Here is a 23,726-nt window from a genome sequence, read left to right on the forward strand (position 1 = left end):
AGATGGTTTCTAACATGGTCGACCGCGACGGGTCAAGCGTCTGATCGAATCGGCGTCGCCCCTGGCAAGTCGGGGACTCGACCGAGTAGAAACAGCCATGGCCACCTACGTCACCGACGGCGGGCTCGAGACCGACCTGATCTTTCACCACGGACTGGACCTTCCGGAGTTCGCGGCGTTCCCGCTGCTGGACGACGCCGACGGACGTTGGCTGTTGACGCGCTACTACGACGCCTATGCCGAGATCGCCGCCAAGGCGCGGGTGGGTCTGACGCTCGACGCGCCCACCTGGCGCGCCAACTGGGACTGGGCGGCCAAGGTCGGGTACGCCGACCCCGTCGCGCTCGATCGCATCAACCGGGTGGCGATCGAGTTCCTGCAGGGCCTGCGCGAGCGGTACCGATCCGAGTTCGGGCTCGCCGACGTCAAGGTGGGCGGGCTGCACGGTCCGCGCGGCGACGGCTACGTGTCGTCCGGGGACGCCGAGCCCGACGAGGCTGCCGACTACCACGCGGCGCAGGTCCGCTCGGCCGCCGCGGCTGGTGCCGACCAGGTGACGGTGCTGACGATGACCGGTGCGGGCGAGGCGATCGGCTTCGTGCGCGCCGTGCGTGATGCGGGGCTGCCAGCCGCGGTGGGCTTCACCGTCGAGACCGACGGGCGGCTGCCCGACGGCACTCACCTGCGCGACGCGATCGCCCGCGTCGACGCCGAGGAGGCACCGGACTACTACCTTGTCAACTGCGCGCACCCCACCCACGTCGCCCCCGCACTGGCTGACGGTGAAGCGGACGGTGAGTGGCTGGGTCGGATCCACGGGTTGCGTCCCAACGCATCGCGGATGTCCCACGCCGAGCTCGACGAGGCCCCCGAGCTCGACGAGGGCAACCCCGAGGAGCTGGCCGGAGGTGTCGACGACCTGCGGGCAGCACTGCCCAACCTGCGGATCGTCGGGGGTTGCTGCGGCACCGACAGTCGTCACGTGGCGGCGCTCTGGGGCGTGTGACGTCCTCTAGACACGCCACCCCAGGCCGCCGCTAGGTTGCCTCGGGTGGACGTATTTCGGACCAAGAGCATCGAACAGTCGCTGAAGGACACCGAGGACCCGGAGTTCCAGCTCAAGCGCCGCCTGACCGCACTGGACCTCACCGTGTTCGGCGTCGGCGTCATCATCGGGGCCGGCATCTTCACCCTGACCGGGCGGGTCGCCCAGGCCAACGCGGGGCCGGGTGTGGTCTTCTCGTTCGCCATCGCGGCGGTGTGCTGTGGCCTCGCGGCGCTCTGCTATGCGGAGTTCGCCTCGACCGTCCCGGTGTCGGGGTCGGCGTACACGTTCTCCTACGCCACGCTGGGGGAGCTGATCGCGTGGATCATCGGCTGGGACCTGCTGCTCGAGCTGATGCTGGGAGCGTCGGTCGTGGCCCAGGGCTGGGCGTCGTACTTCGAGACCTTCCTCGACGAGATCGGTGTCTCGTGGCCGTCGGGTCTGGGGTACGGCGACGACTTCAACCTCGCCGCCTTCCTGCTGGTCGTGGTACTCACCGCCCTGGTCGCCTACGGCATCAAGGAGTCGCTCCGGGTCAACCTCGTGCTGGTCGCGATCAAGCTCTTCATCGTGCTGTTCGTCATCGTCGTGGGCATCGGCTTCATCAACACCGACAACTACCGGCCCTTCGTCCCACCGTCCGAGCCCGTCGACGGCGGCACCGAGTGGCTGCACACTCCGCTGCTCCAGCTGGTCACCGGCTCGCCGGCTGCCTACGGCGTGGGCGGAGTGCTCTTCGCGGCGTCGTTGGTGTTCTTTGCCTACATCGGGTTCGACGTGGTTGCCACGACGGCGGAGGAGGCAGCACACCCGCAGCGCGACCTACCGCGCGGCATCATCGGCTCGCTCGTGATCTGCACCGTGCTCTACATGGCTGTCGCGCTCGTCATCACCGGCATGGTGAAGTACGACAAGATCAATCCGGACGCGGCTCTGGCTCAGGCGTTCGTCGACCAGGGCAAGGACGGCTACGCCACGCTCATCTCGGCGGGGGCGGTCGCTGGTCTGACGACCGTGGTGATGACGCTGATCATCGGTGCGGTGCGGGTGACGTTCGCGATGAGCCGCGACCACCTCCTGCCGAAGACGATCGGGCAGGTCTCGCACAAGACCGGCACGCCCATCCGCCTCACTCTCGCGATCGGGACCGTCGTGGCCATCGTCGCCTCCGTCACCCCGGTCGGGAAGCTGGAGGAGATGGTGAACATCGGCACGCTCACGGCGTTCTTCCTGGTCTCCATCGCGATCCCGATCCTGCGCCGTCGCCGGCCGGACCTGAAGCGGTCCTTCAAGGTGCCGCTGTCGCCGTTCCTGCCCTGGCTCTCGGCAGCCATCTGCCTGTTCTTGATGATCAACCTGACGGCCGAGACCTGGCTGCGCTTCTTGGTCTGGATGGCGATCGGCTTCGCGATCTACTTCGCCTACGGCTACCAGAACAGCAGGGTTGGTCGGGGTCAGGGCGAGCCCGCGCACGACTACTCCCGCTAGTGCCGGCGTGCGCTTCCACGTGACCCGCGTCGGCGGGTCACTAGGCTGACGGGCATGGCGCAGCGTCTGGTCCACATCGTCGACGAGGTGCCCGGTCTCGACGACGGGCAGCACACGTCGCTGACGCTCGTGCTGGTGCTCGACGGGTTCCTCGACGCGGGCAGCGCCGCCGCCAGGGCCGCGCGGCACCTCGTCGACCAGTCGGGGGACGGGCCGGTGGTGGCGACGTTCGACGTCGACGAGCTGCACGACTACCGCGCCCGCCGGCCGGCGATGTCGTTCGTGCGCGACCACTACGAGTCCTACGACGCCCCGCGCCTGGTCGTCCGGTTGCTGCGCGACACCGGGTCCACGCCCTACCTCCTGCTCCACGGCCCCGAGCCGGACACCCGCTGGGAGGGCTTCGCGCTGGCGGTCCGCGAGGTCGTCGAGCGGTTCGGCGTGACGCGGGTCGTCGGCCTGGGCGCCGTGCCGATGGCGGTGCCCCACACCCGCCCCATCGCTGTCACCGAGCACGCCAACAACATCGAGCTGATCTCGGGCGACAGCCGCTGGCGCGGCGAGCTCCGCATCCCCTCGAGCGCACAGGCGCTGCTGGAGCTGCGGCTGGGGGAGTGGGGCCACGACGCGATGGGCTTCGTCGCGCACATCCCCCATTACCTGGCGCAGCTGGAGTACCCGCGGGCCTCTGCCGTCCTGCTCGAGCACGTGGAGCGCGCTGGTCGGCTGACCGTCGACCTCTCGGGCCTGCACGCCGAGGCCGAGGAGCGCGAGGCCGAGATCACGCGCTATCTCGCCGCCAACGAGGAGGTCGGCGAGGTGGTGACCGCTCTGGAGCAGCAGTACGACGCGTTCACCCGCGCCGAGGAGAGTGGCAGCAGCCTGCTGGCCGGTGACCAGCCGCTGCCGACCGGGGAGGAGATCGGCCAGCAGTTCGAGCAGTTCCTGGCCGGGCTGGACCGGCCCAACGATTGGCCCGACAACCCCAACGACAACTGACGGGCGACAACAGATGCCGTCCTCAGCTGAGGAGCTCATCGAGCTCCTGGACCTCGAGAGTCTCGACGTCGACCTCTACCGGGGCAAGCAGCCCGAGACCGAGCGACAGCGCGTCTTCGGCGGGCAGGTGGCCGCGCAGGCGCTGATCGCGGGCATCCGCACGACGCAAGACGGGCCGACGGGGCTGCAGGTCCACTCGCTGCACTCCTACTTCCTGCGGCCGGGCGACACGGCCGTGCCGATCATCTACGACGTCGATCGGCTGCGTGACGGACGCTCGTTCTCGACCCGGCGCATCGTGGCTCGTCAGCACGGCAACCCGATCTACTTCATGACCGCCAACTTCCAGCGCCCCGAGGAAGGCTTCGACCACCAGGACGAGATGCCGTCCGTGCGGAGCCCCGACGAGGGGCTGAGCTTCGCCGACCTGGCCCGGGGACGAGGCGCGGGGGAGAGCTTCATGAAGGAGTGGGCTGCCCTCGACATCCGCTATCTCGGCAACTCCCGCGTCGACCTCGGACACCAGCTCGACGTGGACCCATCCCGGCCGGCGCGCTCCCAGCTCTGGATCCGGGTCGACGGACGGCTGTCCGACGACCCCGTCGAGCACCTCGCCGCCTTCACCTACGCCAGCGACATGACCTTGCTCGGGGCGACGCTGGTGCCCCACGGCATCACCATCGACGACAGGCGGCTGCAGGCGGCGTCGTTGGACCACTCCATCTGGTTCCACCGCCCCTTCCGGGCCGACGAGTGGTGGCTCTACGACCAGTGGTCTCCCTCGGCCCAGGGGGCCCGCGGCCTGGCCCTGGCGAGGGTGTTCACCCAGGACGGCGCCCTGGTCGCCACCGTGGCCCAGGAGGGCCTGATCCGGATGCGCGGCTGACCTCGCCGATCCCGCGAAAACACCCGCACATAGCATTACATCGTTGTAGTTTCGTGACAGACACGCCGAAGCGACGTTACGGTTGAGCGCTCCTGTGACTATTGAGACGCGAGTGACCATTCATGAGACTTCCCCGACTCGCCCCCGCCGCCGCCGTGCTGGCGATCGGCTCCGTCGTCGCGACCGCCCTGCCGGCCGCGGCGGCCGCTCCGGTCACGACCTACGAGATGCCGTTCCCGTGCACCCAGTCGTGGACGGGCACCACGCGTGCCAGCCACAGCCCCAGCTCCAAGGCCGTCGACTGGAACCGCCCCGACGACGTCGGTGACGCCGTCGTCGCCGCGGCCCCGGGCGTGGTCACGACCGCCGTGCCCAACGGCACGCGCGGCTACGGGCGCTACGTGGTGATCGACCACGGCAACGGCGAGTCCTCCCTCTACGCGCACCTGCAGATCGTCAACGTCGGAGTCGGGCAGCCTGTCGACCAGGGCACCCTCCTCGGTCTGGTCGGCGACACCGGCAACGCGACCGGCCCTCACCTGCACTTCGAGGAGCGACTCAACGGCGTGGACGTCACGCCGTACTTCCATGGGGCCCAGTTCGTCTTCGGCAGCACCCAGCAGTCGCAGAACTGCCCCGACGTACCTCTCGCCGGCAACTTCGTGGGCACTGCCCCTGCCGAGATGGCGGTCTACGACCGAGCGACGGCGACCTTCCAGATCCGCGGCCCGCAAGGCCGGGTCGACGTGAGGTTCGGGCAGGGCACCGACCAGCCCGTCGTCGGTGACTGGGACGGCGACGGGGTGACCAACATCGGCGTGCGGCGCAGCTCGGAGAGGCAGTTCTACCTACGCATCGGCAAGCGCAACACCCGCATCGTGATGGGCAACCGCAGCGACATCCCGGTGGCCGGCGACTGGGACGGCGACGGCAAGTGGGAGGTCGGCGTGCGCAAGGCCTCGTCGAACCTCTTCCGCCTGCGCCGGGCCGACGGGACGGTCTACGGCGTCACCTTGGGCGAGGCCGGCGACATCCCGATCACCGGTGACTGGAACGGCGACGGCAGGACCGACCTCGGGGTCTACGACCTGACGCAGGCGGCCTTCACCCTTCGTCTGGAGGACACCGACGGACTCGTGTGGCTGGCCAGCGTGAAGTACGGCACGGCGGGAGACCTGCCGGTGACCGGGGACTGGGACGGCAACGGCAAGACCGACCTGGGAGTGTGGCGCCCGTCGTCGGCGCAGTTCTTCCAGCGGATCGCTACCGCACCGACAGCGCGGGCACGAGCCACCGTGGCCGTCACCTGGGGCGATCCGCGGGGCTAGTCCGCCCCTGCACGTGCGGTGCGCCCGAGTGCGGATCGGCCATCGTGAAGGCGAACCCCGTGTCGGTCGGCTTGGACCCGAACGCGACCGACCCGGGCAAGAAGACCGGCTTCTTGAATGCGACCTCGACCGTGACCGCGTCGGGCAGGCGGTTCTCGAGTGCGGCGACGCAGCGCGCTGCCGACCACATGCCGTGGGCGATCTGCCGCTTGAACCCGAAGGCCTTGGCCGTCAGCGGGTAGAGGTGGATCGGGTTGCGGTCGCCGGAGACGGCGGCGTAGCGCCGTCCGAGGTCTCCGGGCAGCCGCCAGGTCACGCCGGATGCGGGGACCTCGTCGAAGACCGGCCCGGACGCCGCATCTGCGGACCCGGGGCCGCGACGCAGGTAGGTCGAACGCCCCTCCCAGACGACCTCGTCACCGACGCTGACCTCGGTGACGAAGTCGACCGTGCGGCCCTTGACGTGCGGCACCAGGTTGTCGGGACGGACGGCTACCTCGACCGTCTCGCCGATGGCGACCGGACGGTGAGCGGTGATGGTGTTGGTCAGGTGCACCCCGCCGATGGCAGGGAAGGGGAAGTCCGGATCGGCCATCGCCTGCAGCTGCATCGGGAAGCCGAGGACGTGCAGGTAGGTCAGCGGCACCTGGTCCTTCTCGGGGAAGCCGCAGACCTGGGCGTACGCCGAGACGTGCGGCCGCTCGATCGTCACGGGCTCGCTCGCGAAGGCGAGGGCGCCGAGACCGGCCGCGCCGCCCGACTTGCGAATGCCGGGCAGCAGGTTGATGCCGGGCACGGCAGGAAGCGCTGCACGCAGGAGCGTGCCGAGGCCGACAGTCGTGGAGCCGCGCCGCTCGTCGGTCGGCCTTGTCGAGACCATCAGGCCCCCAGCATCATCTGGCCGCACACGCGCACCACGTTGCCGTTGACGGCGGTCGAACCGGGACTCGCGAACCAGGCCACGGCCTCGGCGACGTCGACCGGTAGGCCCCCCTGGCTCAACGAGTTGAGACGACGGCCGACCTCGCGGGTGGCGAACGGCATCGCGGCCGTCATCTGGGTCTCGATGAAGCCCGGCGCCACGGCGTTGACGGTGATGCCGTCGGGTAGGTCGTCCTTGAGCGAGTCGACCAGGCCGATCACGCCGGCCTTGGATGTCGCGTAGTTGGTCTGGCCCAGGTTGCCGGCGATGCCCGAGGTCGAGGCGACGCCGATGATCCGGCCGTTGGCGTTGAACACCTGCTGGTCGAGCAGCTCGCGGGTGATCCGCTCGGGGGCCGTGAGGTTGACGGCGATCACCGAGTCCCAGCGGTCCGCGGCCATGTTGGCCAGCCGCTTGTCGCGGGTGATCCCGGCGTTGTGGACCACGACGTCGACGCCGCCGTGCTCGGCCCGGAGCTGGTGAGCGATCCGCTGGGGCGCGTCGGGTGCGGTGATGTCGAGCGCGAGGTAGTCGCCGTCGAGCTCGTTGGTCAGCTTCACGAGGGAGTCGGCGGCCTGGGGCACGTCGACGCCGATGACGGTGGCGCCGTCGCGGTGCAGGACCCGCGCGATCTGCTCGCCGATGCCCCGGCTCGCTCCGGTCACCAACGCGACCTTGCCCTCGAGGGGCCTGCGCCAGTCGGCGACCTCGCTGCCGTGGGTGTGGTCGTGAGTGGTGCCGATCCGCACCACCTGGCCTGACACGTAGGCCGACTTGGGTGACAGCAGGAAGGCCAGGGTAGACAGCAGTCCGTCCTCGGCGCCCTCCGCGACGTAGACCAGCTGCACCGTGCCGCCGCGGCCGACCTCCTTGCCGAGCGAGCGGGTGAAGCCCTCCAGCGCACGCTGGGCGGCGCGCTCGCCGCCGGAGACCGTCTCGGGCGCAGTGCCGAGCACGACCAGTCGTGGGCAGGTCTCCAAGCTGCGCATCCGCGGGCCGAAGAACTCTCGGAGCAAGCCGAGCTGGGAGGAGTCCGTGATGCCGGTCGCGTCCAGCACCAGGCCGCGATACCTCTCCGGCTCGGTGGCCGAGCTTGTCGAGACCACACCCAACTCGTCGAGCAACCCTGGCAGCGACTCGACGAGTCGGCCCCGCCCGCCCGTCAGCACGGTGCCGGTCACGAGCGGCTCGCCCTCGGCGTACCTCAGGAGAGGCACGGGACTCGGCAGCCCGAGGTTGCTGACCAGCAGCTTGCCGATGGCGGACTGCGTGAAGGCCTGGTATCGGTCGGTCACGCTGAAGTTGTAACTCTCTGTGACACTGGGAGTCCACCTTTCGTGATCTGCCCCTCACCCGATTGGCCCAGCGGCTCTCCTCGACCACCATAGACACATGGCTCCCTCCTCCCGCGCCGGTCGCGACGCCGTACGAGTCGCTGTCGTGGGCGGCAACCGCATCCCGTTCGCCCGGTCCAACGGCGCCTACGCCGAGGCCTCCAACCAGGACATGCTGACGGCGGCCATCGACGGCCTCGCCGTCCGGTTCGGTCTGGAGGGCGAGCGCCTCGGCGAGGTGGTGGCCGGGGCGGTGCTCAAGCACTCGCGCGACTTCAACCTGACCCGTGAGAGCGTGCTCGGCTCGAAGCTCTCGCCGCAGACGCCCGCCATCGACATCCAGCAGGCGTGCGGGACCGGTCTCCAGGCCACGATCCAGGTGGCCAACAAGATCGCGCTCGGTCAGATCGAGGTCGGCGTCGCGGGTGGCACCGACACGACGTCCGACGCGCCGGTCGCGATCAGCGACAGGCTGCGCAGGAAGCTGATGAAGGTCAACAGCGCTCGCGACACCCGCGGACGACTGATGGCGCTGGCCCAGATCCGGCCCGGCGACATCGGGCTGTCGATCCCGCAGAACTCCGAGCCCCGCACCCGTCTCTCGATGGGCGAGCACGCGGCTCTGACCGCACTGGAGTGGAAGATCACCCGCGAGGACCAGGACGCGCTGGCGGCGGCGTCGCACCAGCATCTCGCCGCGGCGTACGACGCCGGGTTCCTCGACGACCAGCTCACGCCGTTCCGCGGCCTCGAACGCGACCAGAACCTGCGCGCCGACTCGACGGTCGAGAAGCTGGCCACGCTCAAGCCGGTGTTCGGCAAGGGGGAGGCCGCGACCATGACGGCCGGCAACTCCACGCCGCTGACCGACGGAGCCTCGACCGTGCTGCTGGCCTCGGAGGAGTGGGCCGCGGCTCGTGGCCACGAGCCGTTGGCCTTCGTGCGGGCCTCCGAGACCGCGGCCGTCGACTACGTACACGGCGGCGAGGGGCTGCTGATGGCGCCCGCCTACGCGGTCCCACGGATGCTCGAACGCGAGGGCTTGACCTTGCAGGACTTCGACTTCTACGAGATCCACGAAGCGTTTGCCTCCCAGGTGCTGGCCACGCTCAAGGCGTGGGAGGACCCGGTGTTCTGCAAGCAGCGCCTCGGCCTCGCGGAGCCGCTGGGATCGATCGACCGGTCGAAGCTCAACGTCAACGGCTCGTCACTCGCTGCCGGTCACCCGTTCGCCGCGACCGGAGGGCGCATCGTCAACGTGGCCGCCAAGCTGCTCGCACAGAAGGGCTCCGGGCGAGCCCTGATCTCGATCTGTGCGGCCGGCGGCCAGGGCGTCGTGGCGATCCTGGAGCGCTAGTGCCTCGCGGGGTACTAGGCGCTGAGCTGCCCCTTGGCCGCGGCCAGCGCAGTCGCGACCATGTACTGCTTGACCTGCTCGGCGCTGATCTCGCCGACCTCGGGCACGCCGGGCGCCGACTCGCGGATGACCAGGCCTGAGCGGGCGAGCATCAGTGCGCCCAGGCCGCTGGCGTACAGCGTGTTGGCCAGCAGTGTCGGGTCCTTGACCTTGAACTCGCCCGAGCTGACCCCGCCCTCGATCACATCGGCGAGGCTGCGCAGGCAGCCGGTCATCGCGCCTCCGAGCTTGAGGAGGGCGCGCTCGGAGACCTCGTCGAGCAGCTCGTTGCCCGGGCGTCGCATCAGCGCCTGGGCGCAGTCGACGAACGCCGGGTGATCCAGGGCGTAGTCGGCGAATGCGGTCACGACGGCCGCGAGCCGCTTCTGGGGAGTGCGTGCCCGCCGGGCCGCCGCGGCCAGCACCTCCGCCAGCTCGGTGAGGTAGCTGACCATGGTCAGTGCGAACAGGTCCTCCTTGCCGGTGAAGTGGCGGTACAGGATGGCCCGGTTGACGCCCACCGCTCGTGCGATGTCGTCGATGTTGGCCTCGCGCAGACCCTTGGCGTCGAACAGCTGCCGGGTCGCCGCCACGATGTCGGCCTCGCGGGCTCGGCGGCGCGCGGCGGCTGCGTTGCGTCGACCGTCTCGGGGACGGCCATCGGCGTCGGGAGGAGTCGGCACGCGCCTCATCGTAGGAGCCCGGAGCGGCCGGTCCGGGGCGATCCTGGTCACGCGATGGAGATCTGGGCGCCCTCGACGGTGACCTCGAACTCGGTCAGCGGTGGCAGGTGGGTTGACCGCGCGGCCGGCCCGGCCCGGTTCCGGGGCGGTGGTCGTGGTCGTTTCGGGCCGTCGTGGCCCGGTACGGGGCGTGACCACGACCTGCTCGTCGCGGAAGATCGTCCCGCCGCCCACCGGGATGTCGTCGGTCAGCGCGTCAGGATCTCCGCGCGAGGCTCCCGCCCGGCCAGGGGCGTTCCGTTCGGCGGCACGTCAGGCGGCACGTCAGGCGTGCGGCGGCGGGCTCGCGACCAACCCAGCGTGAGCAGTGCGCCGACGACCAATCCAGCCGCCGCCCACCCCGCGTCGGTCTGCCAGGGCGAGCCTGCCGGCTCCTCCCGCACCGACTGCGGTGTCTGGGTCCGCGGCTCGCTCGTCACGACACGCGACCCGGCATCGGCGTCGGACGACGAGCCCGCGGTCTCCTGCTCGGTGAGGCCCAGCTCCCCGAGCAGCTGGATGAGGCGCTTGGCCTCGGTCGGCTGGTGCCAGACCACCGAAGCGTCCCAGATCGAGCCGCTGAAGCTGCTCTGCGTGGAGATCCACGGGCCGGCCTTGCCTTCGAGGTAGATCGTGTCGACGCGCCACGGCTCCACGTCGTGGAGGAGCCAGGTCACGGTGATGCTGGGCCCGCGCCCTCGACCGGCGCCGGGGGAGTCGGTTCCCGATGCCGGGCTCGACTGGTTCTCGCCGACCAGTCGACCGAGCTCGTCGTACTCCGCGTCGGTGTAATACAGCGACGCGGTCTGCCCGGTTCCGGGGGCCGAGAGGAACACGCTGGTGGGGCCACCAGCATGGGCTGGGGCTCCGGTGACGGCGGTGGCGGCGATCGCTGTCGCTGCGAGGACTGCTCGGACGGTACGGACGCGCATGGTTCCTCCTCGGATGCTTGCTGCTGCTACACCGCCGAGGCCCTCGCGGTTCCGCTCAGCCGCCGGGTGGAGCGACCGACTCGGCGATCTCGACGGCGCGGTCGAGCGTGAGGTCGCCCTCCAGCCGCAAGGTGAGGTCGCCGACGGGCCAGATCAGGGTGTGTCCGGCCAGCCGGGCCGACTCCTCGCGCCGGTTGCCGTGCTCGTCGAGCACGACCACTTCGTGCGGCCGCTCGAACCAGAGCGCGTCGGTGCCTGCGACGTTCGCGAAGGTGACGCCGGGGGAGGTCTTCGCGATCGTGTAGTCGAGGCTGCCGTCGAACTCGTCGAGCCGCACGGGTCCGGCCCCGGTGGACCAGGCGAGCGACACCATCACGTGGTCATCGGACACCTCGACGGCATGTGGCGGACCGAGCTCGGCAGGTACGAGCGGCGCAAAGCCGACCTGTTCGGCCGCGCTCTCCAGGGACGTGGTCGGCTTGACCTCGGGCGGTGGTGGCGCCTCGTCGCCCAGGTCCGGGCCCTTCTCGACCACGACTCCTGCGAACCCGAACCAGTCCGTGACCGTCGCGCGCACCGGTGGAGTGGCGGCCAGGGCGACCAGTACGGCGACCACAACGGTCGCGATTCGGCGGCGCCAGGCGTGCCCAGCCCGCGCGATGAGCTGCCATGACCGCCGTACACGACTGGGTGTCGGGGGGGAGAGTCCCGAGATGCGTTCCTGCACCGCATCGCTCAGCCGGGGACCGGCCTGCACATCGAGCGAGCGGCTCAGGGAGTGCAGATCCCGCTCGAGGTCGTCGTAGGGGCTCATGACACCTCGATCCCGTCACGAAGCCGGCGCAGTGCGCGATGCAGCCGGGACTTCACGGTGCCGCGGGGCCAGCCCAGCGCAGCGGCGGTCTCGGCCTCGTCGAGGTCGAGCAGGTAGCGGAGGATCACGACCTGGCGCTGGTCGGCGCTCAAGGCGCCCAGCCTCTCGACCAGTGCGGTCCGGCGTTCCTGTTCGGCCACGGACTGGGCGGGATCTCCGGGTGCAGCCCGCAGGAGCGGCTCGGCCTGGTCCCAGGCCTTGCGCTCGCGAGCCCTCCTGCGCCCGGCTGACCGATGGAGGTTGCGGGTCTCGTTGGCCACGATGCGCAGGAACCACGGGCGAAACGGCGCGCCGGGGCGCAGCCCGCCCAGGGCGGCGTACGCCTTCACGAACGCTTCTTGCACCACGTCCTCCGCGTCTGCTCCCGCTCCGAGGAGCGCGGCGGTCCGGACCGCGATCGGGGCATGGCGATCCACCAGGTGTGCGTAGGCGTCTGGTTCGCCCGCGCACACCCGGGCGACGATCTCGCTGTCCTCCGGGGCGGTGTCCAGGTGAGCGCCTCTCCTCGGCTGCCAGTCGTTCTACACCGCCGAGGGCGATCTGGTTCCCCTGCCTGGGGCCTAGAACAAGCCGCCTGCCCCGCGGGCGACGGTGCCCGCCTCGTGGTTCTCCTTGTCGCAGCGCAGACAACGCAGGAAGGTGCCCGACGCCTCGCCGTCCGGGGACGGCGGATAGGCGACCTTGACGTACTTGTGGCCCGCCAGCTTGCAGATGGTGAAGCGCTTCAGGTTGTTCATGACAGTCGACGACCTTCCTCGACCAGAGCCCAGTGGAGACACCGGGCTGCCGTCTGATCGTAGGCCTGTCACGGCATGCTTGTCCGCGTGCGCGTGCTCATCTCCTCGACGGCAGGTCAGGGCCACGTGCAACCGATGATCCCCTTGGCCCGTGCGCTGCTGGACCAGGGGCATGACCTGGTGTGGGCGGCCCCACCCGAGGCTGTCCCACGGATCGCGGCCGCCGGCTTCGACGTACGACGCTCGGGTCAGGACGTGGCCTGGTGCGGGGCGGAGTACGCCCGACGCTGGCCAGAAGCTCGCGACCTGCCGATGGACCAGGCCATCGTGCACATGTACCCGAGGTTGTTCGCCGACGTGGCGGCCACTGCCGCGCTGCCCGATCTCACGGACATCGTCGACGAGTTCCGACCCGACCTCGTCGTCCACGAGGCCGCCGAGTACGCCGCTGCGCGGTTGGCCGCGCGACTCGGGGTGCCTGCTGTCACCCACGGCATCGGGCTGGGCATCCGCCCGGCCCTGGTCGTGGAGGCCTGCACGCGCGCCGGGGCGCCGCTGCCCGCGACGGTGCTCGACATCTGCCCGCCGTCGCTGCGTCCGAGCGACACCCCACCTCCACCGGGTGCCCTGCCGCTGAGGACGGCGGACCTCGAGCCGCTGCCCGGCGACCAGCTGCCGCATGAGATCGCTGCGACGATCGATGGCGCGGGTGGGCGGCCGGTCGTGCACCTCACCTTCGGCACGGTCTACGCCAGCCCCGACGATCTCCGTCGCACGGCGCGGGCGCTCGCCGCCCTCGATCTGCTGGTCGTCGTCTCCGGGGCCCTCGACGAGCCGGTCCCGGGCGTGGTCCTGGCGCAGTACGCGCCGTACTCGCTCCTGCTGCCCCGGTGTGCGGCCGTCGTCTCGCAGGCGGGTGCGGGCGTCGCCTTCAAGACGCTGGCCGCGGGGGTGCCGCAGGTGTGCGTCCCCAAGGGCGCCACCGACCAGTTCCGCAACGCCTCGGCCATCGAGCGTGCGGGAGCCGGCCTGCGCCTGGTCGGCCCCGATGCGACGCCGGAGGCGATCGCCGAGGCTGTGCGCCGATTGCTCGACGAGGGCTCGTTCGCCCGGGCCGCCAGCCGCCTGTCGGCCGAGATCGCCGCGATGCCGTCACCGGCCGACGTCGTCCGCAGGCTGGCCGGGTGAGTGGGTGCGCTCAGGTCGCGAACATCGACTTCACCGTCGCGAGAGTGTCGGCCTCAGCAGGCGACTTGTCGTCGCGGTAGCGGACGACGCGGGCGAACCGCAGCGCGATGCCGCCGGGATAGCGCGATGAGCGCTGGATGCCGTCGAGCGCGATCTCGACGACCTGCTCGGGGCGGAGGGGGACGACGTAACCGTCGCGGATGGTTTGTGGTGAGACGGCCAGCTCGGTGAACCGCTCGGTCTGCCAGGCGAGCATCTCGTCGGTCATCCCCTTGAACGTCTTGCCGAGCATCACGAACCCGTCGCCCTGCTGCGACCCCTCGTCGGCGCGGGCGCCGAGGTGGATGTTGGAGAGCCAGCCCTCGCGGCGGCCGCTGCCCCACTCGACGGCGAGGACGACGAGGTCGAGGGTGTGGACGGGCTTGACCTTGACCCAGGCGGAGCCGCGGCGGCCGGCGTCGTAGGGGGCCTCGACCGACTTCACGACGACGCCCTCGTGTCCCAGGGCCAGGGCCCGCTCGACGAACTCAGTGGCTGCATCGGGGTCGTCGGTGGTGGTGCTCGGGGTGCGGTGCTGCTCGGGGACCAGCTCGGCCAGCGCTGCCCATCGCTCGGTGCCCGGTCGGTCGAGGAGGTTGGTGCCGTCGAGGTGGAGGAGGTCGAAGAAGTAGGGAGTCACCTGCACGCCACTGTCCATGGCCGTGCGTGAGGCAGTCTCCTGGAACGGGCGCGGCCGTCCGTCGTCGGTCAGGGCGATCGCCTCGCCGTCGAGGACGAGCCGGTCGGCCGGCAGGGCGCGGACGATGGCCACGACCTCGGGGAGCCGGTCGGTGATCACGTCGAGCGACCGGGTGGCGATGACCACCTCGTCGCCGCTCTTGTGGACCTGGATGCGGATGCCGTCGAGCTTGGTGTCGATGCTGACCAGGCCGCCCGCCTTGGCCATCGCGGCGGTGACGTCGGGGGCACTGGAGGCCAGCATCGGCAGCACGGGACGTCCGACCTCGAGCCCGATCGCGGCGAGCGCGGGCTCGCCCTCGAACGCGGCCCGGGCGATCGGGACAGTGCCGCCGGCCAGCATGGCGGCCCGGCGCACGGCCTTGAGCGGAGCACCGGACGCTGCTGCGAGCCCCTCCTGGACCAACGCGTCGAGAGCGCCTTGTCGGACGTTGCCAGTGATCACGCCACGCAGCCAGCCTTGCTCGTCGCCGGTGGCGCGGGCGAGGAGATCGGCGACGGCACTCTTGCGGGCGCTCTGGGACCCGCCGCCGGACAGCGACGCGAGGTGCTCGAACGCAGCGTGGACCTCGGCGACCGTCAGGGTCGGCTCGTCGGCCGGTGGCGGGGGCGAGCCGATGCCACGCCAGCCGACTCCGGTGCGGCGCTGCAGCAAGGAGCCGCCGAGGTAGGACGTGACGACCTCCAGGTCGGCTGGGTCGGCCTCGGCGAGGGTCTCGGCCAGAGCAGCGACCTTGGCCTTGCGTGAGCGCGTGGCAGCGACGGTCTGCGAGGTCTCCACGATCCGGGCGAGCAGCACGCGTCCATCCTGTCCCAGGGCGCCGACAGGGTCTCGACGAACTCGACCGGCTACAGCCGCGTCCGCACCTCGTACAGCTCCGGGAAGAACGTCAGGTCGAGGGCACGGCGCAAGAAGTCCACGCCCGAGGACCCACCCGTCCCCGTCTTGTGGCCGATGGTCCGCTGGACGACCTGGAGGTGGCGGAACCGCCACTCCTGGAAGTTGTCCTCGACGTCGACGAGCTCCTCGCAGGTCTCGTAGACGCCCCAGTGCTGCTCGGGAGCCGCATAGACCGACGCGAAGGTGTCGACCAGCTGTGGCACGAGCCGGTGTGGCTGCGACACGTCCCGCTCCAGGACCGAGGCGGGTACGTCGTAGCCGCGGCGGTCGAGGTAGGCCAGGAACTCGTCGTACAGGCTCGGCTCGTGGAGCAGCGTCTCGAGCTCGGCACGGGCCGCGGGGTCGTGGGAGAAGACCTTGACCATGTCGGCGCTCTTGTTGCCGAGGAGGAACTCGACCTCGCGGTACTGAGCCGATTGGAACCCGGACGAGGTGGCGAGGAACGGCCGGATCAAGGCGTACTCCGACGGAGTCATCGTCGCCAGCACCGACCATTGGTCGGTGAGCACGTGCTGCACGTGCTTGACCCGGGCGAGCCGCTTCAGAGCAGGGGAGAGGTCGTCGGCGCGGAGCAGCGCACGTGCCGAGCGCAGCTCGTGCACGAGCAGCTTGAGCCACAGCTCCGAGGTCTGGTGCTGGACGATGAACAGCAGCTCGTCGTGCTGGGGAGGTTTGCTCTGCGGTTGCTGGGCCGAGAGGAGGAGGTCGAGCCGCAGGTAGTCGCCGTAGGACATGTTGTCGCTGAAGTCGCGTTCGATGCCGGGCTCCAGGGGCCGCTCGTTCTCCCGCTCGTTGTCCCGCTCGTTGTCCACGCGAGAAGTATTGGGCAAAGGTTGTCGGGTCGGTGTCGGCGGTCTGCCGTAGCGTTCTGGTCGTGGCGCAGACGGGCAGGTCAACGGGGGCATCGGGCGGTCAGGTCCGGGTGTGGCGACCGTCGTGGCCGTGCCCCGTCGGGGCGATCCTGCGCCAGCAGCGCCGTGGTGGCGGCGACCCGACCTACCGCATCGAGGGCGAGGGTCCAGGCGCCCGTCACTGGCGGGGCATCCGCACTCCCACGGGCCCGGCGACCTTGATGGTGCAGGCGCTGCCTCGCCTCGGCGAGGTCGTGGCGGAGGCCTGGGGACCTGGTGCCGACTGGGCGCTCGGGTCGGTGCCCGGACTGTTGGGCGCCCATGACGACCCATGCGGTTTCGAGCCGCGCCACCCGGTCCTCGTCGAGGCCCAACGTCGCCACCCGCACTGGCGGATCGGTCGCAGCGAGCGTGTCTTCGAGGCGCTGGTGCCCTCGATCGTCGAGCAGAAGGTGACGGGCAAGGAGGCCTTCGCGGGATTCAGGTCTCTCGTCCACTTCCACGGCGAGCGGGCACCTGGCCCGGGTCGCGAGCGCAAGCTCTGGATCCAGCCGAGCGGCGAGGTGCTGCGGCGCATCCCCTCGTGGGAGTGGTTGCGCCTCCACATCGACCCCGCCCGCTCGCGCGCCATCGTGCAGGCGTCAAGGGTGTCCGACTCCCTCGACCGGATCACGACCGCTGACGCCGACGCCAAGCTCCGCAGCCTGCCGGGAGTCGGCGTGTGGACCAGCGCCGAGGTGCGCCAGCGGGCCTTCGGTGACGCCGATGCGGTCAGCTTCGGCGACTACCACGTCGCCAAGGACGTCGGCTGGGCGTTGCTCGGCCGCAGCATCGACGACGCCGAGCTCGCCGAGCTGCTCGAGGAGTGGCGTCCTCACCGCGGCCGGGTGCAGGCCTACGTCGCCATGGCCGGCCTGGGTGCTCCGCGGCGCGGACCGCGGATGTCGCTGCCGACCCACCTGCCCAGCCGGATCGCGTGAGACCACTCACAGAAGCGGCCGCAGCGGCCACAGCACCGACTCGGTGAACTTCCGGTGCAGGTCGCGGGCCTGCCACTCGTCGAGGGTCAGCTCCAGGCAGTTGCCCTCGTCGACCACGAAGATCTCCTCCAGCGCCTCCGCGAGCGAGGAGTCGATGACCTCGACGTTGATCTCGTAGTTGCCGCTGAGCGAGAGCCGGTCCACGTTCGCCGTGCCCACCGTCGACCACGACCCGTCGATGGTCGCTGTCTTGGCGTGCACCATCGCGTCGCGGTAGCGCATGATCCGCACGCCCGCGTCGAGCAGCTGGGCGAAGTACCCGCGAGAGATCCAGTCGGCCACCACGTGGTTGGACTTCAGCGGCAGCAGCACCCGGACGTCGACGCCGCGCCGGGCCGCCTTCACCATGGCGTCGACGAAGTCCTGGTCGGGGATGAAGTAGGCGCAGGTCATCCAGATGTTCTTGCTGGCGCGGTCCATCGCCTCGAGGTACATGCCCCGGATCGGGAACACCATCAGCCGCGGCACGTTGCGGTGGAAGCGCATCTGCGGCTCCCACGTCGATGCGGTCTCCAGCAGCAGGGGACGCTCGCTGGGCCCGAAGCGCTTGCGCCGGTTGAGGTTCCAGAAGTCGGCGAAGGCCCGCTTCAGATCCCAGACCCCGGGACCTGTGATGCCGATGTGGGTGTCGCGCCACTCGGTCGCGTAGGCCGACCCGACGTTGTAGCCACCGACGAACCCGACGGTGTCGTCCACGACCAGGATCTTGCGGTGGTCGCGGCCGTAGCGACGGAGGTCGAAGAACCGCCACCCGGCGGCGTACACCGGGTACTTGAGCACCTTCAGGTTGTCAGGGAAGCTCTTGAAGCCCGGCGAGACCACCAGGTTGGCGAACGAGTCGTAGATGCAGTAGACCTCCACGCCGCGGTCGGCAGCGGCGACCAGTGCGTCCTTGAAGCGCTGGCCGACCTCGTCGCCCTTCCAGATGTAGGTCTCGAAGAGCACCTGCCTCTCGGCGCTCTCGATGGCGGCGAGCATGTCGTCGTACAGGTCGTTGCCGAACGTGTACGTCGTGACCTCGCCCTGACCCACGCTCACTGTGCGCGGTGGGGTGGTCGGGAACGGCTTGGGCCTCTTGCCTCGGCGGCGGTAGGAGTCGAACAGCGTCAGGCCGATGGCCACCGCGAACGGCGTGACGAACACCGCCGCCAGCGTGCGGCGGATGATCGTCGAGAGTTGCTCATCGCCCCACGCCACCGGGCCAATCTAGCGAGCCGCTCGACGGGGTTGGTCCGTCACTCCAGCGTCAGGTGCACATCGACCATCAGCCGGTCGGCGAGCTCCTCGAGGGCCTCACGAAGGGCCTCGGCGCTGGCCGACTCCGGGGCGACGAGCACCGCCCGCGCCTCGAAGAGCAAGCCCCCGGCCATGGGAGCGTCGACGAGCTCGGTGACGAGGTCCTCGATGCTCACGCCGTGGGCGGCCAGGAGGGCCGAGATCTCCGCGATGATGCCGGGCCGATCGGCGCCGACCAGCTCGAGATCGTAGGTGACGGGCTCCGTCTCCTCCTCTGCCGGCTCATCGGTCCGCTCGACCGAGACGCTGATGCCCTGCGCCTCCAGAGCGACCAGGTCGACGACGAGCCCATCGTCCTCACCGTCCGGGACCGAGACCAGCACGATGCCCGCGAACCTGCCGGCCAGCTGGGAGAGCTGGCTGTGCTCCCAGCTCCCGCCGTGGGCGTTGACGGCCGCGGAGATCGCCGACACCAGGCCAGGCCGGTCGGCGCCGCTGACGGTGAGCACGAAGTGAGCCATGGGGGCAGGTTAGGGGACTTCGACTTTCACCCCCAGGAGTGCGCTCGGATGCTTGCGTCAGACAGGTGACCACGGCACAGTGGCCGGACAGTCGAGTCTCGGAGACACGGAGAACACGTGCCCGCGCGCCCACAAGGTCGCGTGGCGCCGACGAAGGTCCTGCTGGTCGCCTGTTTCGGGGCCTTCTTGGCCTTCCTCGACGCCACGATCGTCAACGTCGCCTTCCCCTCGATCCGCGAGTCGTTCCCCGAGGCCTCCATCGGCGGCCTGTCGTGGGTGCTGAACGCCTACAACATCGTGTTCGCGGCGTTCCTCGTCGTGTGCGGTCGCCTGACCGACCTGGTGGGCAGGAGGCGTGCGTACGCCGGCGGCATCGCCTTGTTCACCCTGGCCTCGGCGTGGTGCGCGCTCGCGGGGAGCCTCGAGGTCCTGGTGGCCGGCCGCGTGATCCAGGCGCTGGGTGCCGCCCTGCTCGTCCCGGCCTCGCTCGCGATCGTGGTGGAGGCCTTCAGCAGTGAGAAGCGCGCGCACGCCATCGGTCTGTGGGGAGCGAGCGCTGCGGTGGCAGCCGGACTCGGTCCGCCGATGGGTGGTGCTCTCGTCGAGCTCGGCGGCTGGCGCTGGGCCTTCCTCGTCAACCTGCCCTTCGGGGTGCTGGCGCTGGTGGCCACCCGCCGTACGGTCGTGGAGAGCCGGGCGCCCGGACGTCGCACCTTGCCCGACATCCCCGGTGCCCTGCTGCTCGCCGGGGCGCTGGCCTTGCTGAACCTCGGGGTGATCAAGGGCAACGACTGGGGTTGGGTGAGTCCTCGCGTGCTCGGCAGCTTCGCGTCAGCCGCGCTGCTGGGCGCCGCCTTCGTACGGAGCTCGCTGCGTCACCGCGCCCCGGTCGTCGACCCCGCCCTGGTGCGCATCGGGTCGTTCCGGGTGGCCGGCCTGGCCACGGTGCTGGCCGGGATGGGCTTCTACTCCTACCTGCTCACCAACATCTTGTGGCTGCAGTACGTCTGGGGGTACGACGTCCTGACGGCTGGCCTGGCCCTGGTGCCCGGTGCCCTGGTGGCGGCGGTGGTGGCTGCACGGCTCGGACCGCTCGCCGAGCGTGTCGGCTACCGCGTGTTGGTCGTACCCGGAGCGCTGGTGTGGGCCGGCGCCTACCTCTGGTACCACCAGCAGGTCGGGCTCGAGCCCGCCTTCTGGAGCCAGTGGCTGCCGGGTCAGCTCCTCTCCGGGATCGGTGTCGGGGCCACCCTCCCGCTGCTGGGCAGTGCGGCGCTCGCGGCGGTGCCAGGCGGCAGGTACGCGACGGCGTCGGCCCTGGTCTCCAGCGCCCGGCAGCTCGGTGGCGTGCTCGGCATCTCGATCCTGGTCGTGATCGTGGGCAACCCCACCGGACCCGGTGTCGTAGACGCCTTGCGCGAGGGGTGGCTGCTGTCGGTGGCGGCGTTCGTGCTGGTGGCCGTCGTCGCAGCGCCCATCGGGAAGGTCCTCGCGCGGCACGACGACGAGGAGATCGACCACGGCGCCCCGCTGCTCCTGCTTCCCGACCCACAGCACCTCGCACCCGAGCCGCACCGGACTCCTGCGTCTCTCGGTCTCGACGACATCCCGCTGGTCGCAGCCCTGTCCGATAGGGCACGAGTCGCGCTCACGGCCGCGAGCAGGACCGTCCACCTGGACGCCGCCGCGTCGCTGTTCGTCGAGGGCGACCCGCCAGGATCGGCGTACCTGTTGCGCAGCGGCCGGCTCGAGGTGGTCAAGGACGGGCGCCTGATCCGCACCCTGACGCCGGGCGCGGTCGTCGGCGAGCTCGCTCTGCTGACCGGTGAGCCCCGCTCGGCAGGCATCCGGGCCACCCGTGACTCCTCGTTGATCGAGATGCCGCGGCCGGCCTTCGAGGCGCTCCTGGACCGCGACCCTCAGGCGACGCGGACAGTGCTGGCCCAGGTGGCCGGCCAGCTGCGGACCCTCGGCGGTCCTCAGCGCGCCGAGCGAGCAGTCCAGCCGCAGGTGATCGCCGTCGTGGGTCTGCACGCGGGCAGCGGCTGCGACGATGTCGCAGGTCACCTCGTCGCCCGCATGCGTCAGCACCTGACCGTCGTCACTCCCGGCGTGGTCGGAGCCGATGGACTGGCCCGGGCCGAGGCCTCGAACGACCGGGTCCTGCTCGTCGCCGACGGGGTGGCGGCGCACGAGGACTCCGGCTGGCGGGACTTCTGCCTGCGCCAGGCGGACGCCGTCGTACTGGTGGGACGCTCGGGAAGCGGTCACCACCACGAGCTGCCGCCGCTGAGGGTCCAGCCCGACCTTGTCGTCATCGGCCGCATCGCCACCCCGCAGGAGCGCACGGCCTGGGTGGCGGCCACCGACGCCTGGCGACTGACGATCGCCGACGGAGATGTCGGTGTCGCCGTGGCCAACGTGGCCGACCGGCTCGCCGCTCGCAGTCTCGGACTGGTGCTCGCAGGAGGAGGGGCGCGCGCGTTCGCCCACATCGGCGTTCTGCGCGAGCTGGAGGAGGCCGGGTACCCGCTCGACCGCATCGCGGGCGCCAGCGTGGGGTCGGCCATCGGCACGATCTACGCCCTCAGCCGAGACGGTGCCGAGCTGGAGGAGCGCTGCTACCAGGAGTTCGTGCAGCGCAACCCGTTCAACGACTGGACCTTCCCGACACAGGCCATGACCCGCGGCATCCGCGTGCAGGAGTCGGTGGCGCGGGTGACGGGAGACGAGGTGCTGGAGGGCCTGCCGACCCAGCTGGCCCTGGTCAGCACGGACCTCGTCAGCCGGACGCGCCAGGTGTCACGCCGTGGCTCGCTGCGTGACGCCACGGTCGCCTCGATGCGACTGCCCGTGCTGTTTCCGCCGATCCCGACCGACGACGGCCGGCTGCTCATGGACGGCGGCGTGCTGGACAACCTGCCGGTGGACCTGCTCCTGGAGAGGGACGAGGGACCGGTGGTGGCCGTGAACATCTCGATGGGTGGTGGCCCGAGCAGTCGGCGCGGGCAGGGCCACCAGGTCCGGCGCCCACGCGTGCCAGCCCTCGGAGAGACCCTGCTGCGCACCATGATGATCGGCGCCGGCGGGGCCGTCGATGCCGCCCACCGGCTGGGCGCGACCGTCGTGACCCCGGCCACCATGGGCGTCGGCCTCCTGGAGTTCCACCAGATCGACCGGATGGTGCTCGCCGGCCGCGAGGCCGCGCGGGCGCTCCTCGCCGAGGGTGCTCTCGACCTCGGTGCGCGGAGCGTCCCGGACGTCGCGGGCTATGCCGACCCCGATGCCGACCCCGATGCCGACCCCGATGCCGGCCAGCGGGACGAGACCGTCTCGGTCTGAGGTACGTCCGCACTGGCGAGCATCCGCAGGCCGACCTGTCGCACCTCCTCGCGCAGCTCGGGGGGCGTGACCACCCGGAACGGGGCCCGGATCGCGGCCAGTCTCTCGGCGTACCAGTCCAGCTCGTCGGTGCTCGCGCGCAGGCGGCTCGTCTGGTCGTCGATCGGCTCGACGAGGGCCTGCTTGCGGGGGATCCAGCAGCGGACATCCTCGGCCGGCGCCTGGACGACCACCTCGATCTTGTGTCGCCACCCCTGGGCCAGGTGCTCCTCGATCGCCTGCACCGGATCGAGGTCCTCGGGCGCATCGAAGGTCTCCTCGAGCTCGGTGACCGAGGCGATGCGATCGATGCGCAGGATGCGGAACGCCTGCGCGGTGTGGGACCACCCCAGCACGTACCACTTGCCGAACCGCACGACGATCGCCCACGGGTCGACATCCATCTCCCGCACCTTGTCGGGGTGCAGGCGATAGGACAGTCGGACCCGGCGTCGCGACGAGCAGGCCTGCACCACGCCCGCGGTGACCTGGAGGTCGGGAGCCGAGGAGTGGCCATCGGGAGTGCGCTCGCTCATCCGGACGACGGCCTCGACCGGCTCCGCGACCGCCTGCGGCAGCACGCGGATGATCTTTGCGACGGCTTGGCCGACGGGATCGGTCGGGTCGTGGGCCCGGCCCTCGAGCACGGCCATGACCAGGGCGAGCGCCTCGGGTGCGGTGAACATCAGCGGCGCCAGCCGCACTCCGCGGCCGATCCGGTAGCCGCCGTACTTGCCGCGCGTCGACTCGACCGCGATCCCGGCGTCGCGCAGGTTGCCGACATAGCGGCGCACGGCCCGGTCGGTCATGCCGAGACGGTCGGCGAGCTGCTCGCCGCGGATGCCGGGGGAGTTCTGCACCATCTCCAGCACCAGCAGCGCGCGAGCCGTCGGGGTGGTCTCGTCCACGAAGACACGGTGCGACATGTTCCGGACGATAACCGCCCGTAAGTACCGCGACGACCGCTGAGCACCGGTGAGCCAAAGGCGCGAGGACGGTTTTGGTCTGCGAGCGTCCCTTGTTCTGAGCGGAGGAGGAAGAACAAGGGTCATAGCGAGCAGACATGCGAGCGGAGCGAGCCAGATGGCGCAGCGAGCCACATGTGCACTGAGTTCCTAAGGAACTTCAAGCCACCTCGACAGTGATTTGGGTGGTGTCTACGGTGGTGGTGGCGGGCCGGGATGTTGGAGCGCTCAGCGACTTCTGT

21 protein-coding genes are annotated in these 23,726 nt (G+C 70.5%); 9 read left to right on the forward strand and 12 right to left on the reverse strand.

From position 1 onward, the window contains the following. Nucleotides 1–97: 97 nt before the first annotated feature. The 5 genes from ISU10_RS16225 (at nucleotide 98) to ISU10_RS16245 (ending at nucleotide 5,746) form a co-directional block, all read left to right on the forward strand. A complete protein-coding gene (locus ISU10_RS16225) occupies nucleotides 98–1,006 on the forward strand; it encodes a homocysteine S-methyltransferase family protein (protein WP_194697457.1) in 909 nt (302 codons plus the stop codon). 45 nt (nucleotides 1,007–1,051) lie between these two features. Beyond that, nucleotides 1,052–2,533: an amino acid permease gene (locus tag ISU10_RS16230; protein WP_194697458.1), complete on the forward strand. Its 1,482-nt coding sequence runs from the start codon at nucleotides 1,052–1,054 to the stop codon at nucleotides 2,531–2,533. Nucleotides 2,534–2,587: 54 nt separating this feature from the next. Continuing rightward, the gene (locus ISU10_RS16235; RefSeq protein ID WP_194697459.1) at nucleotides 2,588–3,532 is read left to right on the forward strand and encodes a PAC2 family protein; all 945 of its coding nucleotides are present in this window, start codon (nucleotides 2,588–2,590) and stop codon (nucleotides 3,530–3,532) included. Nucleotides 3,533–3,545: 13 nt separating this feature from the next. Continuing rightward, nucleotides 3,546–4,418 (forward strand): acyl-CoA thioesterase, encoded by an 873-nt coding sequence (locus tag ISU10_RS16240; protein ID WP_194697460.1) that lies wholly within the window; start codon nucleotides 3,546–3,548, stop codon nucleotides 4,416–4,418. A 122-nt stretch (nucleotides 4,419–4,540) separates the two neighbouring features. Next, a complete protein-coding gene (locus tag ISU10_RS16245; RefSeq protein ID WP_194697461.1) occupies nucleotides 4,541–5,746 on the forward strand; it encodes a VCBS repeat domain-containing M23 family metallopeptidase in 1,206 nt (401 codons plus the stop codon). Here the strand turns inward: ISU10_RS16245 and ISU10_RS16250 are convergent. Then, the gene (locus tag ISU10_RS16250; protein ID WP_194697462.1) at nucleotides 5,721–6,626 is read right to left on the reverse strand and encodes a MaoC/PaaZ C-terminal domain-containing protein; all 906 of its coding nucleotides are present in this window, start codon (nucleotides 6,624–6,626) and stop codon (nucleotides 5,721–5,723) included. The two genes, ISU10_RS16245 and ISU10_RS16250, sit on opposite strands and share 26 nt — an antisense overlap. Then, complete coding sequence (locus tag ISU10_RS16255) at nucleotides 6,626–7,963, reverse strand: 3-oxoacyl-ACP reductase (RefSeq protein WP_194697463.1); 1,338 nt, start codon at nucleotides 7,961–7,963, stop codon at nucleotides 6,626–6,628. The genes ISU10_RS16250 and ISU10_RS16255 overlap by 1 nt, the downstream gene beginning before the upstream one ends. Nucleotides 7,964–8,060: 97 nt before the next feature. Between ISU10_RS16255 and ISU10_RS16260 the strand changes: the two genes are divergently transcribed. Next, nucleotides 8,061–9,359, forward strand: coding sequence for an acetyl-CoA C-acetyltransferase (locus tag ISU10_RS16260; protein WP_194697464.1), 1,299 nt, complete (start codon nucleotides 8,061–8,063; stop codon nucleotides 9,357–9,359). A 14-nt stretch (nucleotides 9,360–9,373) separates the two neighbouring features. Here ISU10_RS16260 and ISU10_RS16265 read toward each other — a convergent pair whose 3' ends face one another. From ISU10_RS16265 to ISU10_RS16285, 5 genes are all read right to left on the reverse strand, one after another. After that, the gene (locus ISU10_RS16265; RefSeq protein ID WP_194697465.1) at nucleotides 9,374–10,090 is read right to left on the reverse strand and encodes a TetR/AcrR family transcriptional regulator; all 717 of its coding nucleotides are present in this window, start codon (nucleotides 10,088–10,090) and stop codon (nucleotides 9,374–9,376) included. A 239-nt stretch (nucleotides 10,091–10,329) separates the two neighbouring features. Further along, nucleotides 10,330–11,052 (reverse strand): hypothetical protein, encoded by a 723-nt coding sequence (locus ISU10_RS16270; protein WP_194697466.1) that lies wholly within the window; start codon nucleotides 11,050–11,052, stop codon nucleotides 10,330–10,332. 55 nt (nucleotides 11,053–11,107) lie between these two features. Further along, nucleotides 11,108–11,866, reverse strand: a complete 759-nt coding sequence (locus ISU10_RS16275) for a hypothetical protein (RefSeq protein ID WP_194697467.1) — start codon at nucleotides 11,864–11,866, stop codon at nucleotides 11,108–11,110. Then, nucleotides 11,863–12,378 (reverse strand): RNA polymerase sigma factor, encoded by a 516-nt coding sequence (locus ISU10_RS16280; RefSeq protein ID WP_370865527.1) that lies wholly within the window; start codon nucleotides 12,376–12,378, stop codon nucleotides 11,863–11,865. Before ISU10_RS16280 ends, ISU10_RS16275 begins: the two co-directional genes overlap by 4 nt. A 108-nt stretch (nucleotides 12,379–12,486) precedes the next feature. Then, nucleotides 12,487–12,663, reverse strand: a complete 177-nt coding sequence (locus ISU10_RS16285) for a hypothetical protein (RefSeq protein WP_194697468.1) — start codon at nucleotides 12,661–12,663, stop codon at nucleotides 12,487–12,489. A gap of 87 nt (nucleotides 12,664–12,750) precedes the next feature. Between ISU10_RS16285 and ISU10_RS16290 the strand changes: the two genes are divergently transcribed. After that, nucleotides 12,751–13,851, forward strand: coding sequence for a glycosyltransferase (locus tag ISU10_RS16290; protein WP_194697469.1), 1,101 nt, complete (start codon nucleotides 12,751–12,753; stop codon nucleotides 13,849–13,851). A gap of 10 nt (nucleotides 13,852–13,861) precedes the next feature. On the opposite strand, the gene ISU10_RS16295 is transcribed toward ISU10_RS16290, so the two are convergent. Beyond that, nucleotides 13,862–15,388: an ATP-dependent DNA ligase gene (locus tag ISU10_RS16295; protein WP_194697470.1), complete on the reverse strand. Its 1,527-nt coding sequence runs from the start codon at nucleotides 15,386–15,388 to the stop codon at nucleotides 13,862–13,864. Nucleotides 15,389–15,438: 50 nt separating this feature from the next. Beyond that, a complete protein-coding gene (kynA, locus tag ISU10_RS16300; protein ID WP_370865529.1) occupies nucleotides 15,439–16,302 on the reverse strand; it encodes a tryptophan 2,3-dioxygenase in 864 nt (287 codons plus the stop codon). Between the two features lie 62 nt (nucleotides 16,303–16,364). On the opposite strand from kynA, the gene ISU10_RS16305 reads away from it, so the two are divergent. Next, the gene (locus ISU10_RS16305; protein ID WP_370865530.1) at nucleotides 16,365–17,321 is read left to right on the forward strand and encodes a DNA-3-methyladenine glycosylase family protein; all 957 of its coding nucleotides are present in this window, start codon (nucleotides 16,365–16,367) and stop codon (nucleotides 17,319–17,321) included. A gap of 6 nt (nucleotides 17,322–17,327) precedes the next feature. Here ISU10_RS16305 and ISU10_RS16310 read toward each other — a convergent pair whose 3' ends face one another. Next, on the reverse strand, nucleotides 17,328–18,578 hold the full coding sequence (locus tag ISU10_RS16310; RefSeq protein ID WP_194697472.1) for a phospholipase D-like domain-containing protein: 1,251 nt from the start codon (nucleotides 18,576–18,578) through the stop codon (nucleotides 17,328–17,330). A 38-nt stretch (nucleotides 18,579–18,616) separates the two neighbouring features. Next, nucleotides 18,617–19,138 (reverse strand): glycine cleavage system transcriptional repressor, encoded by a 522-nt coding sequence (locus ISU10_RS16315; RefSeq protein ID WP_194697473.1) that lies wholly within the window; start codon nucleotides 19,136–19,138, stop codon nucleotides 18,617–18,619. A gap of 117 nt (nucleotides 19,139–19,255) precedes the next feature. Here ISU10_RS16315 and ISU10_RS16320 point away from each other — a divergent pair, with 117 nt between their 5' ends. Next, on the forward strand, nucleotides 19,256–22,480 hold the full coding sequence (locus ISU10_RS16320; protein WP_194697474.1) for an MDR family MFS transporter/patatin-like phospholipase family protein: 3,225 nt from the start codon (nucleotides 19,256–19,258) through the stop codon (nucleotides 22,478–22,480). Here ISU10_RS16320 and ISU10_RS16325 read toward each other — a convergent pair. Beyond that, nucleotides 22,408–23,445, reverse strand: coding sequence for a helix-turn-helix transcriptional regulator (locus ISU10_RS16325; RefSeq protein WP_194697475.1), 1,038 nt, complete (start codon nucleotides 23,443–23,445; stop codon nucleotides 22,408–22,410). The genes ISU10_RS16320 and ISU10_RS16325 overlap by 73 nt on opposite strands. Nucleotides 23,446–23,726 lie beyond the last annotated feature (281 nt).

Source organism: Nocardioides agariphilus (assembly GCF_015352445.1).
GTDB classification, from domain to species: Bacteria; Actinomycetota; Actinomycetes; order Propionibacteriales; family Nocardioidaceae; genus Nocardioides; species Nocardioides agariphilus.